Raw genomic sequence first — 14,816 nt, forward strand, 5'->3', positions numbered from 1 at the left:
AAAATGCGTGGCCGCCAGAACGGGGCGAGTGGCAGGGTCTGAGGATGGCCCAGCAGCGCAGCTCGCCCTGCGGGACGGGCACGACCCGGAACCCGTCCGAACTGCACGTCGTACGCGCCGACTTCGACGACAGCACGATCGTGGTCTACCAGGCGTACGCGCCCGCGATCGCCGAACCCGCGTTGCGCGCCGGGCGGTTCGTCGCGCCGTTCTCGTTCCGGCGGATGACCTGGATCAAACCCTCGCTGCCCTGGCTGCTGCACCGCAGCAACTGGGGCACCAAACCCGGACAGGAACGCGTCCTGGCCGTCCGGATCACCCGCCGGGGCTGGGAACGCGCCCTCGCCGCCGCCGAGTTGACCACCGGCGACCCGCAGCGGCTGGCGGCGGCCGAGGTGCACGTCCAGTGGGACCCGGAGCGGTCGCTGCGCGGGGCGGCGCTCAATCACTACAGCATCCAGGTCGGCCTGGGGCGGGAGACGATCCGCGCCTTCGCCGAGGAGTGGATCGTCTCGCTCACCGACCTCACCCCGCAGATCCGGCGCGCCGCCGAACTGGTCCGCACCGGCCGCACCGAACAGGCCCGCAAACTGCTCCCGGACGAGCGCCGCTATCCGCTGCCCGCCGAACTCGCCGCGCGCCTCTGCCGGGTCTGAAACCCGCCACCCGGTCGGTTTCGTGGTTGGTTTCGGGGTCGGTTCCGTGGTGGGACTTTGTGATGGGTCAGGGCAGGTCGGCGGGGCGGATCCGGTAGACCTGAAGGTTCAGGTCGTAGTACTTGGTGGTCTCGCCGACCCAGCGCATCCCGAGCCGCTTCGCCACCGCGTGCGCCCTGTCGTTCTTCGGCCGGGCCACCGCGAAGATCTCCTCGACGTCCTGCGTGAACGCCCAGCGCAACAGCGCGATGCCCGCCTCCGTCGCGTACCCCTGGCCCCAGGCGTGCGGGGCGAGCTGCCAGGTGATCTCCAGATCCTCCTCGTGCGGCGGCAGCGGGCGGATGCTGAGCCCGCCGACCACCCTCCCGTCCTCCCGGCGCTCCGCCGCCCACCGCCCGCGTGGCGGCAGCAACCCGGACTGCTCCTGCGCCCAGCCCTGCAGGACCGTACGCATCGCATCGACATCGGTGACCCGGGCCATCGCGGGCGTCAGCCAGCGGGCGACGTCCGTGGAGCCGTACACGGCCAGCGCGTCGTCGGCGTCGTCGGGCGTCCAGTCGCGGACGACGAGCCGATCAGTGGTCAGGCTGATCCCCATGGCCGGGTCCTCCCTCGTTCGATTGGCGGACGTCTCCTCCCCCGGAGTGTGCGCCCCCGACCCGCCCGAGTCGAGCCGAAGAACCGGCCGGAACGGGCCGTCACCGGCCCGTCACCCGGCTGCCTGCGCCCCCTGGCCGGTTGCCCGCGTCCCGGTGGCCGGGGACCGTCACCTGGCCGTGCCGCGTCCGGGACGCGCCTCGGGCCGTGCGGTCGGCCGACGTGGTCAGCGGCGGCCCGCCAGCGGAATGCACACGCCGTCCGAGCCGCCGGCCTCCACGGCCAGCGCGGTGCCGATCTCCTCGGGCAGCGCCGCCAGCCCCAGCACCGCCAGCGCCAGGTCGGCCGCAGTGCGGTGCCACTCGCCGGCCCGGCGCATCAAGGTGTGGCCGCTGCCGAACACCCGGTAGCCGGCCACCCGCGCGCCGTGGTCGCGGGCCCGCAGCGCGAACAGATCGGTGTCCGCGGGCGGCGTCACCCGGTCGCGGTCGCCGTGCAGCATCAGCACCGACCGGCCCCGGAGATGCTCGGTCGGCTCGTCGCGCGGACACCACGGCGCCAACGCCACCACGCCCTGCACACACGGGTGCGCGGCCGCCCGCAGCGCCGCCCGGCCGCCCATCGAATGCCCGATCAGCACCGTCGGCACCGGACCGAGCGTCTCCGCCAACTCCGCCAGCGCCGCCTCCGCGTCACGCGCCGCGTCCGCGCGATCGCCGTTCCAGCCCCGGCAGCGGTAATGCACCGTGCCCACCGCCAGCGACCGGCCGGCGGCCCCGCCCGGACCGCGTCGCACCGCACGTTCCACGGCCCGCGCGAAGGGACGCATCCGCAGGCCCGGCAGGTTCAGCGCGGGCACCGGCTCCGGGCCGAACTCCCGCCCGCCGTGCAGCACCAGCACCGCCGCCTCCGGCGCCGCCGGCCGCACCCGCCAGGACAGCGCCCGGTGCGCCGCCTCCGTCCCCACCCCGCCGGAGTGCACCGCCAGCCGCCCGTCGTTCATCACACCGTCCCGTCACCGCGCCGACCTGGGCTGCCACTGTACGCGGACGCCGCCGCCGACCGGGAGCCCGAGTGGGCGGGGGAGCGGAGGTCCGGGGACGAGCCGGGCGGGGGTGTGTGCGGGAGCGGCGGAGGAGGAACGGGGCGGAGTGGTCAGGGGCGGTGCGGGACGGCGGACCTGACTGCTCGTAGGGTGGCAGCGTGCCCGCGGCGGGCCGCACCGCCCGCCGGACGGCACCCCACCGCAGAGCCGCCGGGCCCGCCGGGCCGTGGCGGGTCCGCGTCCGACCGGCAGAGCCGAGGAGAGCCATGGCCGAGACCCACCCGCCCCGTACCGACGGCACCCCGACCGCCGAACTCGGCGTCATCGGCGGATCCGGGCTGTACGCGCTGCTCGACGACGTCACCGAAGTGCACGTCGAAACACCCTACGGACCGCCCAGCGACGCCCTGTTCATCGGCGAGGTGGCCGGCCGACGGGTCGCCTTCCTGCCCCGCCACGGCCGCGGCCACCGGCTGCCGCCGCACCGCATCAACTACCGGGCCAACCTGTGGGCGCTGCACTCGCTCGGGGTGCGCCAGGTCTTCGGCCCGTGCGCGGTCGGCGGCCTGCGCCCCGAGTACGGTCCCGGGACGCTGCTGGTGCCGGACCAGCTCGTGGACCGCACCTCCGGCCGGATGCAGACCTACTACGACGGACGGAGCCTGCCCGACGGCACGATCCCGGAGGTGGTGCACATCCCGATGGCCGACCCCTACTGCCCCGACGGCCGCAACGCCGCACTGGCCGCCGCCCGCTCGCTCGCCTGGGAGCCCGTCGACGGCGGCACCCTGGTGGTGATCGAGGGGCCGCGCTTCTCCACCCGCGCCGAATCCCGCTGGTTCACCGCCAACGGCTGGTCCGTGGTCGGCATGACCGGCCACCCCGAGGCCGTCCTCGCCCGTGAACTCGGCCTCTGCTACACCTCGTTGAACCTGGTCACGGACCTGGACGCCGGGGTCGAGACCGGCGAGGGCGTCACCCACGCCGAGGTGCTGGAGGTCTTCGCCCGCAACGTCGACCGCCTGCGCACCGTCCTGTTCAAGGCCCTCGAATCGCTGCCCACCACCCGCGACTGCCTCTGCTCGCACGCCCTCGACGGCGTCGAGACCGGCCTGCCCGGCGTCTGACGCAGCTCTGCGGCCGGCGTCCGGCGGCGGACCGCGTCTGGCGTCCGGCGGTGGTCCGTGTCTGGCGTCCGGCGGCCTGGGTGTGCGGGGTTCGGCGGCCTGGGTGTGGGGTCCGGCGGTCCGCGCCGTGCGAGCGCTGCTCCGACACACCGATCGGCCGGTGCCCGCCGCGTTCCGGTGGGCACCGGCCGATCGTGGTCCCGGCGCGAGGCGGGCCTGCCCGCTATCGACCCCTCGCACGCCGCGTGAAGTGCGCCACCGCCATCAGAGCCGCCAACGCGGTGCCCCAGGCCGCCACCACGGCGACCAGCAGCACCGGCACCCGCAGCGCCACCGCCAGTCCCAACAGCCCGAACGACAAAGCCAGACAGCATGCGATCACCACGACCACCGACCGTGGTCGCGCGACCAACGACCGTCGAAGCCGAGCCAGCCTCGCCGGTCGCATCGTGCGCAGCTCGCGCTCCAGCTCCAGATCGCTCCCCAGCTCGGCCTCGATCTGATGAAGGATCAGGAGCTCGCGCGGGGAGAGTGCCGGTCCGTCCATCAACCACCTCCGCGCCGCCAGGCAGGCGCGCCCGGCCTTCCCCGCCGGCGCGTCCCTACGTCCCAGGTAGCAACACATCTGCCCGCTGCACGCCGGTTCTAACATGCGAACGCCGTGCCGAACCGCCGTGCTGCGAACGGCGTTTCGTCCCCGGACGACCCAAATGACCCGCGTACCGCGCGCATCCCACGAGCCCCGGTCGCACCCCTCCGGACGGCCCCCGCACGGCCCCGCACGGCCCGCGCACGGCCGGTGCGACGGCGCGCGACGTGCACGCGAAGAACCGATTCGCGACCTGGCCCCGCCACTGCGGTGGTGCGCGCCGGGCCGGACCCGCCGACTCGGGCCGTTTCATCGGAAAGGCCGTACCACCCCCATGCACCTGCGTCACACGGCTGTCGCCGCCGTCGCCGCCGTCGCCTCGCTCGCCCTGCTGTTCGCCACGCCATGCCCCGCTGCCGCGGCCGAGGGCGAGTTCCGGTACACCTACTACGACGACTTCGGCAACCGGGCCAATGGCACGCTCGTCGACCCCGCCAGCCGGGTCTGCCACACCCTCCGCGAGGTCGCTGACCCTGACACCACCGAACCCGCCTTCGCCCCGCAGAACCTCACCGGCTCGACCGTTACCATGTTCACCGGCCCCGACTGCGACGGCGAGTACTACTCGCTGCGCCCCGGCGGCCGTGCCTCCGACCGCCTCGAGCTGCGCTCCGCCGTCTTCTCCTGACCCGGCCGCCTCCGCGTCCAGTGCCGCGCGGCCTCTGCCTCGACCGGGGCTGCGCGCCGCGCATGCGAGCTTGCGCCTGCCGGAAACCGGTGGGTGGTGGGCGATGGGTGTGACCTTGGTCGCCGGGGGAGTTGAGAGGTTGTCAGGAGGCCTTGCGCGGTGCGGCCTTCTTCGCGGTGGCCTTCTTGGCGGGTACCGTCGTGCTCTTCTTCGTGGCCGACCCGGTCCGGCTCGCCGTCGCCTTCCGGGACCGCTTCGAGACAGCGCCGCCGCTCGACGTCGTGCCCTGGCCCGACTCCACCTCCTCGGCTTCCGCGCTCTCCCCGGCTGCACGGCCGTGCCCCGAGCCCCGGCCGTGCTCGCCCTTGGCGGCCTTCACGCTGCTGCGCAGCACCGCCATCAGATCGATCACCTCGGCCTCGCCGCCCTCGGACTGCTCCTCCAGGTGCGGTGCCTCCACGCCGGCCAGCTTCGCGTCGATCAACCCCTGGAGCGCCGCCTGGTACTCGTCGTGCAGCGCGGACAGATCGAAGTCCTCCGACAGCGTGTCCATCAACGACCGCGCCATCTTCAGCTCCTGCGGACGGACCGTCACCTTCTCGTCCGGCGCCATCCCCTCTGCCGAGCGCACCTCGTCCGGCCACAGGCAGGTCTGCAGCACCAGCGTGTCCTCGTGCACCCGGAGCACCGCCAGCGACTCCCTGGTCCGCATGGTCACCTTGGTCACCGCGATCTGCCCCGACTCGCGCAGTGCGTCCCGCAACAGCACATACGGCTTCGCCGGAGCCTTGTCGGCCGTGGCCACGTAGTAGGCCTTGGAGAACATCAGCGGATCGATCGACTCGGCCGGGACGAACGCCAGCACGTCCACCACCTTCTTGCTCGGCAGCGGCAACTCCGCCAGGTCCTCGTCGTCGAGCACCACCTGCCGGCCGTCCGCGGACTCGTAGCCCTTGGCGATCTCGCTGTACGGAACCTCCTCTCCCTCCGCCTCGCAGAACCGCTTCAACCGGATGCGCGAACCGTCCTTCACATGCACCTGGTGCAAGGAAGGGCCGCTGTGCTCCTCCGTGGCGGCATACAGCTGGACCGGCACGCTGACCAGCCCGAACGTGATGACGCCTTTCCAGGTGACCTGTGGCATGGCATGGCCCTTTCGCGGGGATTTCCCACGGTATGCCCGAGCGACAGGTCACGGAAGTGGAGGGCCGCCGCCTGGTCCTCTCCCACCTCGACAAGGTCCTGTGGCCCGTCACCGGGTGGACCAAGGGCGAGGCCCTCTACTACTACGCGCAGATCGCCCCCGCGATGCTTCCGCACCTGCGCGGCCGCGCCGCCAGCTTCCTGCGCTTCCCGTCCGGCATCGGCGAAGAAGGCTTCTTCGCCAAGAACCCGCCACCCGGACTGCCCCACTGGGTGCGCACCGTGACCGCACCCAGCCACGAGGGACCCAAGCAGCGCGTCGCCGTGGACGACCTGCCGACGCTGATGACCGTCGCCAACGGCTACGCCCTGGAACTGCACGTCCCGCAGTGGACCGCCGAGAGCGGACCCGACGCCCACGACCGCCTGGTCGTCGACCTCGACCCCGGACCCGGTGCCGACCTCACCCACTGCTGCCAGGTAGCCCTGCTGATCCGTGAAGCCCTCGCCACCGACGGCCTGGTCTGCCGGCCCAAGACCTCCGGCAGCAAGGGACTGCACCTTTACGCCGCACTGCGCCCAGCCCCCGCCCGGAAGGTCAGCGACTACGCACGCGCCCTCGCCGAACGCCTCGCCCGCGAGCACCCCGCCCTGGTGGTGTCCCGGATGACCAAGGCGCTGCGCCGGGGAAAGGTCTTCGTCGACTGGTCGCAGAACGCGACGGCGAAGACCACCGCCGCGCCCTACACCCTGCGCGCCACCAGCATCCCGGGGGTGTCGGCCCCAGTGAGCTGGAGCGAGGTCGAGCAGTGCACCGACCCGGCCGAGCTGACCTTCAGCCCGCAGGAAGTGGTCGACCGATACGCCGAGCAGGGCGACCTGCTGGCCGACCTGCTCAGCGACGACCAGACACTGCCGGAGCCAGACGACTGACCCGAAGGTCGACGGAGCTGGGTGGTGGGCCGATCAGCATGCTTCGCCTGCCTTTCGTGGTTGGTCGAGCGGAATCGTGGGTCGGTCCGGAAGTCGCGGGTCGGTTCGGGACTCGTGGTCGGTTCGGGACTCGTGGTCGGTTCGGGAATCGCGGTCGGTTCGGGAATCGCGGTCGGTTCGGGACGTTGGGGCGAGGGTGACCTGGCCTGCCGGCACCGGCCGGCCAGGGACGGGGCAGGAAAGGTTCGGGGGCAGGGCAGGGCAGGGTGCGAGGGCAGTGCGGCGGTGATGAGGTGTCAGGACGTGGCGGCCTCCGCGGCGGGTTCGGCGATCAGGGCGGTGGCGATGCGGCGGAAGCCGACGTTCTCGTAGATCCGGGCCACGGCACCGTCACTGGCGGACAGGAACACCGTGCGTATGCCGGTGGCCCGGGCGTGCTCCACCAGGTGTGCGGTGACCCGGCGCGCCAGGCCCTGCCGCCGCTGGGACGGGAGCGTCGCCACCGCGACGACCTCGCTGACCTCGCCCACCGGCTGGTGGCAGCCGGAGGCGATGGCGAGCCCGTCCGGCCCGGCCATCGCGGCGACGACGGTGCGGCCGGCCTCCATCCGCCCGATCATCCGCGTCACCTGGCCGTCGGCGATCGCCGTCCGGGTGGCTTCGGCGAGCTGCTCCGGGCCGGCTTCGCCGACCTCGGTGCCCGGCTCGGCGAAGGCGAGGTGCGGAACGGCGACGGCACTCGGCAGCAGCGGGTCGTCGGTCGTCAGCACCCGGACCTCCGGTCCGTCCTCCGCCGCCGGGGCGGCAGTCGACGGGCCGTCGAGCTCCAGGACCAGCAGCGGATGCTCGTGCACCTCCAGGCCGGAGGCCTCGATGGCGGCGCGCAGACCCGGCGAAGTCTCGTGCACCCACTCGAAGCTCTCCGGTGCGCCCAGCTCACGCTGGCGCGCCCGGACCCGGTCAACATCGGCCACGGTGAACGGCCCGTCGCCGCCCAGCGTCGGGCGTCCGTAGTAGTGCCAGCCCGGCCCCGTGCGGACGAACAGCGTGAAGGGGCCGTGTTCCTCGGCGGCCGCGGAGAACCGGGGAACGGCGTCGTAGAACTCTTCGAGCCGGGCCAGGACGGCCGACGGCCCGCCCACCTCAGCCCCCGGGGCGGAGGTGAGGTCGGTGTCGTGCAGGGAGTCGCGCATCGTGCCGTCCAAGGTGTGGTGCGTCCTCTCGTGGAGGTTGATCACGCGGAATCAAAGCAGGGCGGTAGGAGGCGTGCACCTCTTTTTTCGAACCGCGCACACCGATCGTTCGACTTGACCGGCTTGTGACGGAGTTGAGTGCCGAATCGGTTCTGCGCTGCGGTGGTTGCCCTGCAGGGGTGCGAGACGGGGGTGTCTTCACCTCCCGCGGGTGGTGGGGGACGGGCCCGGAAATCCGAACGGGACGTCGATGTTCACCCGCGGGAGGGGAGACGCGCGGTGCAGTGTTGACGATCCGTCAGGCCGTCCATACCTCGGCGAGATGGGAGATCAACAGCTCGGCGACCTCGGCCGGGCGCTCCAGGGCGGGCAGATGGCCGGCCCAGAGGAGTTCGCGGTACTCACCGGCAGGCAGCGCGGCCGCCGTGTCGACGGCGATCCGGCGGAAGTCGTCCACGTCGTGCCGGCCGCCGAAGACCAGCGTGGGGGCGACGGCGTTGCGCAGGTCCACCTCGATCTCGGTCGGGTGGATCTCCTCCGCGACTGCGAGCTGCACCTCGTACGCGTTGTGCTGCATCAGCCGGACCTTGGCCTTGGCGGCCTCGTCTGCGTCGGGCCCGAGCCAGGTGTCCACCATCAGCTCGACCGCCTCGTCCAGTCGCCCGGATTCGACCAGGGCGACCTCCCGATCGCCCAGCTCCACCAGCTCGGCGCTCGGCTCGTGCGTGGCACTGCCCGGGCAGAGCAGCGTCAGCGAGTGCACCCGCTCCGGGCGCAGGGCCGCGAACTGCGCGGCCATGTTGCCGCCGAAGGAAGCGCCGATGAGCGAGACCCGGTCGATGCCGAGTTCGTCAAGCAGTTCCTCGATGTCGGTCAGATTGCTGTACGGCGCCTCCGCGCAGGGGGTCTCCCCGAAACCGCGGAAGTCGCACCGCACGACTCGGTACCCGGCCTCGCGCAGCGCGTCCCACTGGCCGTCCCACATCCGCCGGTCGCAGACGGAGGAGTGCAGCAGGAGCACCGCGGGGCCGGTGCCGGCCACCTCGTGAGTGATCGTCATCGCGCCAACCTAGAACAGCGGCACCCCATCCGACCAGGAAATTTGCTGCCGGCAGAGAGGGTGGAGGAGGGCCGGGCCGCGGTGTCCGAAGCGACCGGCATGATGGGAGGGTGCCCGAAGGAGACAGCATCTACCTGGTCGCCACCCAGCTCAACCACGTCCTCGCCGGCGCAGTGTTGACGGTGGCGGACCTGCGCGTTCCCGCCCATGCCACGGCCGACCTCACCGGCCGCCGAGTGCTGGAGACGGTGCCGCGCGGCAAACACCTGCTGACCAGGTTCGAGGGCGGCGTGACGCTCCACACCCACCTGCGGATGGACGGTCGCTGGCAAGTGTTCCGGCCCGGCGAGCGCTGGCGCAGCGGGCCCGCGTTCCAGATCCGGGCGATCCTCGGCACCGAGCAGGGCACCGCCGTCGGCTACCGACTGCCCGTGGTCCAGTTGCTGCGCACCGCCGAGGAGGCCCGGGCGGTCGGCCACCTCGGCCCCGACCTGCTCGGCCCCGACTGGGACGCCGCCGAGGTCCGCCGCCGCCTGCTGGCCGCCCCGCAACGCCCGGTCGGCGCGGCCCTGCTGGACCAGCGGAACCTGGCCGGCATCGGCAACGTGTACGCGAACGAGCTGTGCTTCCTGGCCGGAGTCACCCCGTGGCTCCCGGTCGCCGAACTGCCCGACCTGGACCGGCTGCTGCACCGGGCGCACCAACTGCTGGACGCCAACAAGCTGCGGCACGGCCACATCACCACCGGCGACACCCGGCCCGGCTGCCAGAACTGGGTGTACGGCCGGGCCCGCCGCAACTGCGTGCGCTGCGGCACGCCGATCCGCACCGGCACCCACGCGCAGGACCGGACCGCGTACTGGTGCCCGCGCTGCCAGCGGGGACCGGCGCCGACCGGCTGACGACACCGGAGGCTTCGGCGGCTTCGGCGCTGCGGGGACGAGCTGCCGGGGCGCGTCAGTCCTGCTCGACCAGCGCCGGGTGGCGGGGATCGTCGACCCGGACGGTGAGGTCGGCGAGTGCGGCCGGGTCGGTCTCGGCGCGGTAGCGCTCGTGGGCCGGCAGCGTCCAGTGCCGGTCGGCGGGAGTGCGGCGGGCGAGCGCGGCAGGGGACTGGGTGAGGTGCACCGTGAACTCGAGCGGCAGCCAGCGGCCCAGCAGGAACGGGCCGTCCAGCAGCAGCACACCGCGCGGCGGCAGCTCCACGTAGCGGGCCCGGGTCGAGCGGTCGGTCTTCGGATCCCAGAAGGTCGGCAGAATCCGGCCGTCCGCGCCCGGCTCCAGCGGGTCGAGGACCTCGCGCAGCAGCGCGCCCTCGTCCAGCCACAGGTCGTGAAAGGCGTCCGGGTCCTGCTTGCCGTATTCGAAACGGACCGAGGCCGGACGCAGGAAATCCCCCGCCGACACTCGCTGCACCGGCCGCCCGAGCAGCCGAAGCGGCTCCACCAGCGCGTCCGCCAGCTCACCCGGGCGGGCGGCGTCCGCGCCGTCGATGGCCACCCGCAGGCGGCGGTCCGGCGCGCCGGGCAACTGGTGGATCCGTTCTGCGAGCAGGTCGGCCAGGCGCTCCGGAGAGATCGGGGTCACCCGCACCGGGCGATCACTTCCTTCCGTCAACCGGACTATATTTTCCGACACCTGATCGTCGCTCATCCCAGGGGGACCTCGCCGTGCATTCGCCGACCCTCGCCGAAGTGGACGCCTTCGCTGCCCGCGCGCACATCGGACAGTACGACCGGATCGGCGTCCCCTACATCGAACACGTTCGCGCGGTGGCGGCCGGAATGGCCGCGTTCGGCAGCGGCCTGCAGATGGCCGCCCTACTGCACGACGTGTTGGAGGACACCCCGACCAGCCCCGAGGACCTGCTCGCCGCCGGAATCCCCGCAGCCGTGGTCGCCACCGTCCGCCGGGTCACCCGGGCACCCGGGACGGACTACCGGGCGATGCTGCTCGACATCGTCACCGACCACGCAGCCACCCTCGTCAAGATCGCCGACAACGCCCACAACTCCCGCGCCGACCGGGCCGCCCACCTGCCCGAGGCGGACCGCGCCCGGCTCGCCGGACGCTACCGGGACGCCCGCGCCGTCCTGTGGCCTGCCGTGGCCGAAGCCGACCTGCGGACCGTCCTCGCCGCCGTCAACCCCGCGTTGCTGATCGAACTCGACTGAAACGTTCGTCGGGAGCAGGCTGGAAGGAGCAGTGGGGGCCCGACAGCGAGGAGCCGAGAATGTCCGAGATGAACGACAGGCTCAACGACAAGGCACAGCGCGACGAGGACGACGTCCGCGCCGCCGACCCCGAGGAAGGCATCACCTCCTACCAGAACATGCATGCCTGGGAGGAGTCGCAGGCGGAGGGCGACCGGCTCGCCGAGCCGCCCCAGCAGGAGGAGCAGCGGTGAGCGGCCGCGCCGCGGTCTCCGAACCGCACACCACCGAATGGTCCGTACGCCTGCGGCTGGTCGAGGTCGGCGACCTCACCCAGGCGCACGCCATCCTCGACACCGGCGTCAACCTGATCGAGGTCGATGCCGAGGCCCATCGCAGCGCCCAGGACCCCGCAGACCCCGCCATCGGCGACGAACTCGCCGTCGGCCGGGCCCTGGCCGCGCTCGGACAGCAACTGATCCACCACGGCTCGACCGCCGCCGAAGCCGTCGAATCCGCCCGCCGTCGCGACGCGCTGTAACTGCGGAGGATCGGCGCGTTGTTCCATTCGTGCTGCGCGCTTCGTGCGGTGCTGCGTCGTGCCGTGCCGCGGCTTGGCGTGTTGTGCGGTGTGGCGTGGCGTGGGCTTGGTGGCGCGCCGCTCAGCGGCCGGTGCCTGCGGTCGTCGGATCGGTGAAGCGTGTGCGGGGACCCTGTCGGATCGCGCGGGCAGGCCGGGACCCGGGTCGCGGTCGGTTGCACCGTTCGCGGCCCGGGTCCGGGGGAGTCACGCCTGCGGAGCGGCCGCGCCACCGCCCGCTTTCACTGCCTCCACCATGTGCTGATGCACCTCGCGTGCCGCTGCCTCGTCCGCCGCGGCCACCGGGCTGCCCTCCACGGTGAACCAGTCGAGTGCCCCGCTGTACTGCACCGTCAGCCGCGCCTCGCCCTCGATCCACATGGTGTGCACGGTCAGATCCCCGGTGATGACGCCGATCTCCACGGTCTTCACGCCACCGTGGCCGGACAGAATGCCCTGCGTGGTCCAGGTTGCCCAGGTATTCACAAACCCGCTCCCATCCGCCGCCCTATGGGCCGCTCGGTCCCGACCCCACAGGTACCCAACCCGTGGCGACCGTCTTCCACTCTCACCCGGAAGGCCGAAAACCGCCCCCCGAGCGGCTGCTCAAGGCCGGGAACGGCATCGACGACGTGCGGGAGATCAAGGGGCGGTGCGTGCCGCGCGAGGCCGGTTCACCAGACCCGCCGCGACGTGATGCCAACTCTGCCGTGCCCGTACATGGGCCCTCGGCCGTGATCCCGCCGCTGCCCCCTCGGTGACCGGCGATGCTACGGCTTCCAGTGGGCGCAGCGACCTCAGAATCGACGCCTCCGACCTCACTGTTCAGCACAACCGCGCTGCGCCCGACGCGCTCGCCGTGCGGCGGACCGCCGCCGGGACGAAGCCGGTCTGCGGCCTGGTGCGGGGCCGTCTGTTCAGGTGATGCGGATGCGACAGGCGCTGGCACTGCGACCCGAGTGAGCGCGGCGCGTGTTCGATCCGGGCGGGATACGCTGACGCGTGCTGCCATGGTGGGATTTCGGCCAATTGTGGCGGTTTCCAGGCAGGTTGGTGATCCGTAAGGTGTCGTAACGATTGATGACATGCGCCTATCAATTCTGAGAGTTTGCTGGCAATCTGCCCCTCGGCCAGGGCCCCCACAGACCCTGGCAACCGAGAGGAGCACCGATGAGCGACAGACTCCGCGTCCTCGCCACCCGCGCTGCCGCGCTACTGAGCACCACCGTGCTTGTCGCCGCCGGCACCGCGATCCTGGCCGCCCCCACCGCGCAGGCCGCCCAGGGCAACAGTGGTGCAGCGGCCGCGAGTTGCACGGCGACCCAGGTCGTGGCGAACGGCGGATTCGAGTCCGGCACCACGCCATGGACCACGTCGAGCGGCGTGATCACCAGCGGGGGCGGACAGAGCGCCCACGGCGGAACGTCCTTCGCCTGGCTGGACGGCTACGGATCGGCCCACACCGATTCGTTGACGCAGAGCGTCACGCTGCCGGCGGGTTGCACCAGTGCCAGCCTCAGCTTCTGGCTGCACGTGGACACGGCCGAGACCACCAAGACCACGGCGTACGACAAGCTCACCGCCAAGATCGGCACCACCACCCTCGCCACCTACTCCAACCTGGATGCGGCGGCGGGCTACGTGAAGAAGACCTTCGACGTGTCGGCCTACGCCGGGCAGACCGTCAGCATCTCGTTCAACGGTGTCGAGGACTCCGGGCTGCAGACCAGCTTCGTGCTGGACGACGTCGCGCTGGACGTCTCCGGTGGCGGCACCACCCCGCCGCCGAACGATGCGACCCGCACCCCCGCGCCCACCGGGTACACCGTCAACCTGACCAGCGACGCCAACGGCGCCAACTGGTCCGGTCACCAGACCATCGGCTTCACCAACCCCTCGGCAACCCCGCTGACCGAGGTGTACCTGCGGTTGTGGGACAACTACCACGGCAGCTGCCCCACGACGCCGATCACCGTCAGCAACCTGACCGGTGGCACCACCGCACCGCTCACCGTCGGCTGCACCGCGCTCAAGGTCACCCTGCCCGCACCGCTCGCCCAGGGCGCAAGCGGTAGCGTCGGCTTCGACCTGTCCATCGCCGTCCCCTCCGGCGCGGACCGGTTCGGACGCGACGGTGCGTTCGCCTTCATCGGCAATGCCCTTCCCGTGCTCGCCGTCCGCGACGCGGCCGGCTGGCACCTCGACCCGTACACCAACAACGGTGAGTCCTTCTACACGCTGGCCTCCGACTACACGGTCACCCTCGACCACCCGAGCAGCCTGCTCGTCCCCGCGACCGGCACCTCCGTGGACACCCCTGGCAGCAGCGGACGAACCGTCACCACCGCCACCGCCAAGAACGTCCGCGAATTCGCTTGGGCAGCCGGGCCGTTCAGCAAGATATCCGGCACCTCGTCGACCGGAGTCGCCGTCAACGTGTACTCCGTCAGCGGCATCAGCTCGAGCAGCGCGCAGTCCATGCTGACCACTGCCAAGTCCGCCGTCGACTCGCACGCCGCTCGCTTCGGCGCCTACCCCTACGGTGAACTCGACGCGGTGATCGACAACAACTTCTGGTTCGGCGGCATGGAGTACCCCGGCTTCGTACTCGACCTGGTCTCCACCACTGCCCTCACCCACGAGATCGGCCACCAGTGGTGGTACGGCATCGTCGGCGATGACGAGTACAACAGCCCCTGGCTGGACGAGGCCTTCACCGATTACGCCACCGACCTCGCGCTCGGCAGCACCGGCACCAACTGCTGGAGCAGCGTCTCCTGGGCGTCCTCCGCCGAGAAGATCACCAACTCGATGGCCTACTGGGACGCCAACTCCTCCCGGTACTCGACGGTCATCTACAACTACGGCAAGTGCGCGCTGCACGATCTGCGTCGCACCATCGGTGACGCCGCGATGACCACGCTGCTGCACGACTACGCGGCCGCGCACTGGTACGGGGTGTCCACCACCGCCGAGTTCAAGGCCGCCGCCCAGGCCGCGACGACCGTGGACCTGACCTCGTTCTGGACCCAGCACCGCATCGAAGGCTGAT

At 71.9% G+C, this 14,816-nt stretch carries 17 protein-coding genes; 9 read left to right on the plus strand and 8 right to left on the minus strand.

Annotated features, from left to right (window positions below; translation table 11 throughout):
• Positions 1-44: 44 nt before the first annotated feature.
• Positions 45-656: a DUF4291 domain-containing protein gene (locus ACFV4P_RS22735; protein WP_380473750.1), complete on the plus strand. Its 612-nt coding sequence runs from the start codon at positions 45-47 to the stop codon at positions 654-656.
• Positions 657-723: 67 nt separating this feature from the next.
• Here ACFV4P_RS22735 and ACFV4P_RS22740 read toward each other — a convergent pair whose 3' ends face one another.
• Complete coding sequence (locus ACFV4P_RS22740; RefSeq protein WP_380473752.1) at positions 724-1,254, minus strand: GNAT family N-acetyltransferase; 531 nt, start codon at positions 1,252-1,254, stop codon at positions 724-726.
• Between the two features lie 225 nt (positions 1,255-1,479).
• Complete coding sequence (locus ACFV4P_RS22745; RefSeq protein WP_380473754.1) at positions 1,480-2,256, minus strand: alpha/beta fold hydrolase; 777 nt, start codon at positions 2,254-2,256, stop codon at positions 1,480-1,482.
• 308 nt (positions 2,257-2,564) lie between these two features.
• Between ACFV4P_RS22745 and ACFV4P_RS22750 the strand changes: the two genes are divergently transcribed.
• Complete coding sequence (locus tag ACFV4P_RS22750) at positions 2,565-3,425, plus strand: S-methyl-5'-thioadenosine phosphorylase (RefSeq protein WP_380473756.1); 861 nt, start codon at positions 2,565-2,567, stop codon at positions 3,423-3,425.
• A gap of 223 nt (positions 3,426-3,648) precedes the next feature.
• Here ACFV4P_RS22750 and ACFV4P_RS22755 read toward each other — a convergent pair whose 3' ends face one another.
• Positions 3,649-3,972: a hypothetical protein gene (locus ACFV4P_RS22755; protein WP_073810669.1), complete on the minus strand. Its 324-nt coding sequence runs from the start codon at positions 3,970-3,972 to the stop codon at positions 3,649-3,651.
• 376 nt (positions 3,973-4,348) lie between these two features.
• Between ACFV4P_RS22755 and ACFV4P_RS22760 the strand changes: the two genes are divergently transcribed.
• Positions 4,349-4,702: a hypothetical protein gene (locus ACFV4P_RS22760; RefSeq protein WP_380473758.1), complete on the plus strand. Its 354-nt coding sequence runs from the start codon at positions 4,349-4,351 to the stop codon at positions 4,700-4,702.
• Positions 4,703-4,844: 142 nt separating this feature from the next.
• Here the strand turns inward: ACFV4P_RS22760 and ACFV4P_RS22765 are convergent, their stop codons facing one another.
• Positions 4,845-5,846 carry a Ku protein gene (locus tag ACFV4P_RS22765; protein WP_380473760.1) on the minus strand — a complete coding sequence of 334 codons (1,002 nt, stop codon included), beginning with the start codon at positions 5,844-5,846 and terminating at the stop codon, positions 4,845-4,847.
• 32 nt (positions 5,847-5,878) lie between these two features.
• Here ACFV4P_RS22765 and ligD point away from each other — a divergent pair, with 32 nt between their 5' ends.
• Positions 5,879-6,778 (plus strand): non-homologous end-joining DNA ligase, encoded by a 900-nt coding sequence (gene ligD, locus ACFV4P_RS22770; protein WP_380473762.1) that lies wholly within the window; start codon positions 5,879-5,881, stop codon positions 6,776-6,778.
• 296 nt (positions 6,779-7,074) lie between these two features.
• On the opposite strand, the gene ACFV4P_RS22775 is transcribed toward ligD, so the two are convergent.
• On the minus strand, positions 7,075-7,983 hold the full coding sequence (locus tag ACFV4P_RS22775; RefSeq protein WP_380473764.1) for a GNAT family N-acetyltransferase: 909 nt from the start codon (positions 7,981-7,983) through the stop codon (positions 7,075-7,077).
• A 286-nt stretch (positions 7,984-8,269) separates the two neighbouring features.
• Positions 8,270-9,031 carry an alpha/beta fold hydrolase gene (locus ACFV4P_RS22780; protein WP_380473766.1) on the minus strand — a complete coding sequence of 254 codons (762 nt, stop codon included), beginning with the start codon at positions 9,029-9,031 and terminating at the stop codon, positions 8,270-8,272.
• 110 nt (positions 9,032-9,141) lie between these two features.
• Here ACFV4P_RS22780 and ACFV4P_RS22785 point away from each other — a divergent pair, with 110 nt between their 5' ends.
• Complete coding sequence (locus tag ACFV4P_RS22785; protein WP_380473768.1) at positions 9,142-9,933, plus strand: DNA-formamidopyrimidine glycosylase family protein; 792 nt, start codon at positions 9,142-9,144, stop codon at positions 9,931-9,933.
• Positions 9,934-9,988: 55 nt separating this feature from the next.
• On the opposite strand, the gene ACFV4P_RS22790 is transcribed toward ACFV4P_RS22785, so the two are convergent.
• On the minus strand, positions 9,989-10,624 hold the full coding sequence (locus tag ACFV4P_RS22790; RefSeq protein WP_380474068.1) for a uridine kinase: 636 nt from the start codon (positions 10,622-10,624) through the stop codon (positions 9,989-9,991).
• Between the two features lie 77 nt (positions 10,625-10,701).
• Between ACFV4P_RS22790 and ACFV4P_RS22795 the strand changes: the two genes are divergently transcribed.
• From ACFV4P_RS22795 to ACFV4P_RS22805, 3 genes are read left to right on the plus strand one after another with little or no spacing between them, the layout of a single operon-like run.
• Complete coding sequence (locus tag ACFV4P_RS22795; RefSeq protein WP_380473770.1) at positions 10,702-11,205, plus strand: HD domain-containing protein; 504 nt, start codon at positions 10,702-10,704, stop codon at positions 11,203-11,205.
• Between the two features lie 59 nt (positions 11,206-11,264).
• A complete protein-coding gene (locus tag ACFV4P_RS22800) occupies positions 11,265-11,438 on the plus strand; it encodes a hypothetical protein (protein ID WP_158071892.1) in 174 nt (57 codons plus the stop codon).
• Positions 11,435-11,725 carry a dsRBD fold-containing protein gene (locus ACFV4P_RS22805; RefSeq protein WP_380473772.1) on the plus strand — a complete coding sequence of 97 codons (291 nt, stop codon included), beginning with the start codon at positions 11,435-11,437 and terminating at the stop codon, positions 11,723-11,725. Before ACFV4P_RS22800 ends, ACFV4P_RS22805 begins: the two co-directional genes overlap by 4 nt.
• A gap of 246 nt (positions 11,726-11,971) precedes the next feature.
• Here ACFV4P_RS22805 and ACFV4P_RS22810 read toward each other — a convergent pair whose 3' ends face one another.
• The gene (locus ACFV4P_RS22810) at positions 11,972-12,250 is read right to left on the minus strand and encodes a hypothetical protein (RefSeq protein ID WP_073810682.1); all 279 of its coding nucleotides are present in this window, start codon (positions 12,248-12,250) and stop codon (positions 11,972-11,974) included.
• Positions 12,251-12,934: 684 nt separating this feature from the next.
• Here ACFV4P_RS22810 and ACFV4P_RS22815 point away from each other — a divergent pair.
• Positions 12,935-14,815, plus strand: coding sequence for a M1 family aminopeptidase (locus tag ACFV4P_RS22815; protein ID WP_380473774.1), 1,881 nt, complete (start codon positions 12,935-12,937; stop codon positions 14,813-14,815).
• Position 14,816: the final 1 nt, after the last annotated feature.

It is taken from the genome of Kitasatospora sp. NPDC059795 (assembly GCF_042732175.1).
Classification (GTDB): domain Bacteria; phylum Actinomycetota; class Actinomycetes; order Streptomycetales; family Streptomycetaceae; genus Kitasatospora.

Coding starts and splice junctions, on each gene's coding strand:
- ACFV4P_RS22735 (WP_380473750.1), top strand. CDS start 45: ATGGCCCAGCAGCGCAGCTCGCCCTGCGGGACGGGCACGACCCGGAAC.
- ACFV4P_RS22740 (WP_380473752.1), bottom strand. CDS start 1,254: ATGGGGATCAGCCTGACCACTGATCGGCTCGTCGTCCGCGACTGGACG.
- ACFV4P_RS22745 (WP_380473754.1), bottom strand. CDS start 2,256: ATGAACGACGGGCGGCTGGCGGTGCACTCCGGCGGGGTGGGGACGGAG.
- ACFV4P_RS22750 (WP_380473756.1), top strand. CDS start 2,565: ATGGCCGAGACCCACCCGCCCCGTACCGACGGCACCCCGACCGCCGAA.
- ACFV4P_RS22755 (WP_073810669.1), bottom strand. CDS start 3,972: ATGGACGGACCGGCACTCTCCCCGCGCGAGCTCCTGATCCTTCATCAG.
- ACFV4P_RS22760 (WP_380473758.1), top strand. CDS start 4,349: ATGCACCTGCGTCACACGGCTGTCGCCGCCGTCGCCGCCGTCGCCTCG.
- ACFV4P_RS22765 (WP_380473760.1), bottom strand. CDS start 5,846: ATGCCACAGGTCACCTGGAAAGGCGTCATCACGTTCGGGCTGGTCAGC.
- ligD (WP_380473762.1), top strand. CDS start 5,879: ATGCCCGAGCGACAGGTCACGGAAGTGGAGGGCCGCCGCCTGGTCCTC.
- ACFV4P_RS22780 (WP_380473766.1), bottom strand. CDS start 9,031: ATGACGATCACTCACGAGGTGGCCGGCACCGGCCCCGCGGTGCTCCTG.
- ACFV4P_RS22800 (WP_158071892.1), top strand. CDS start 11,265: ATGTCCGAGATGAACGACAGGCTCAACGACAAGGCACAGCGCGACGAG.
- ACFV4P_RS22815 (WP_380473774.1), top strand. CDS start 12,935: ATGAGCGACAGACTCCGCGTCCTCGCCACCCGCGCTGCCGCGCTACTG.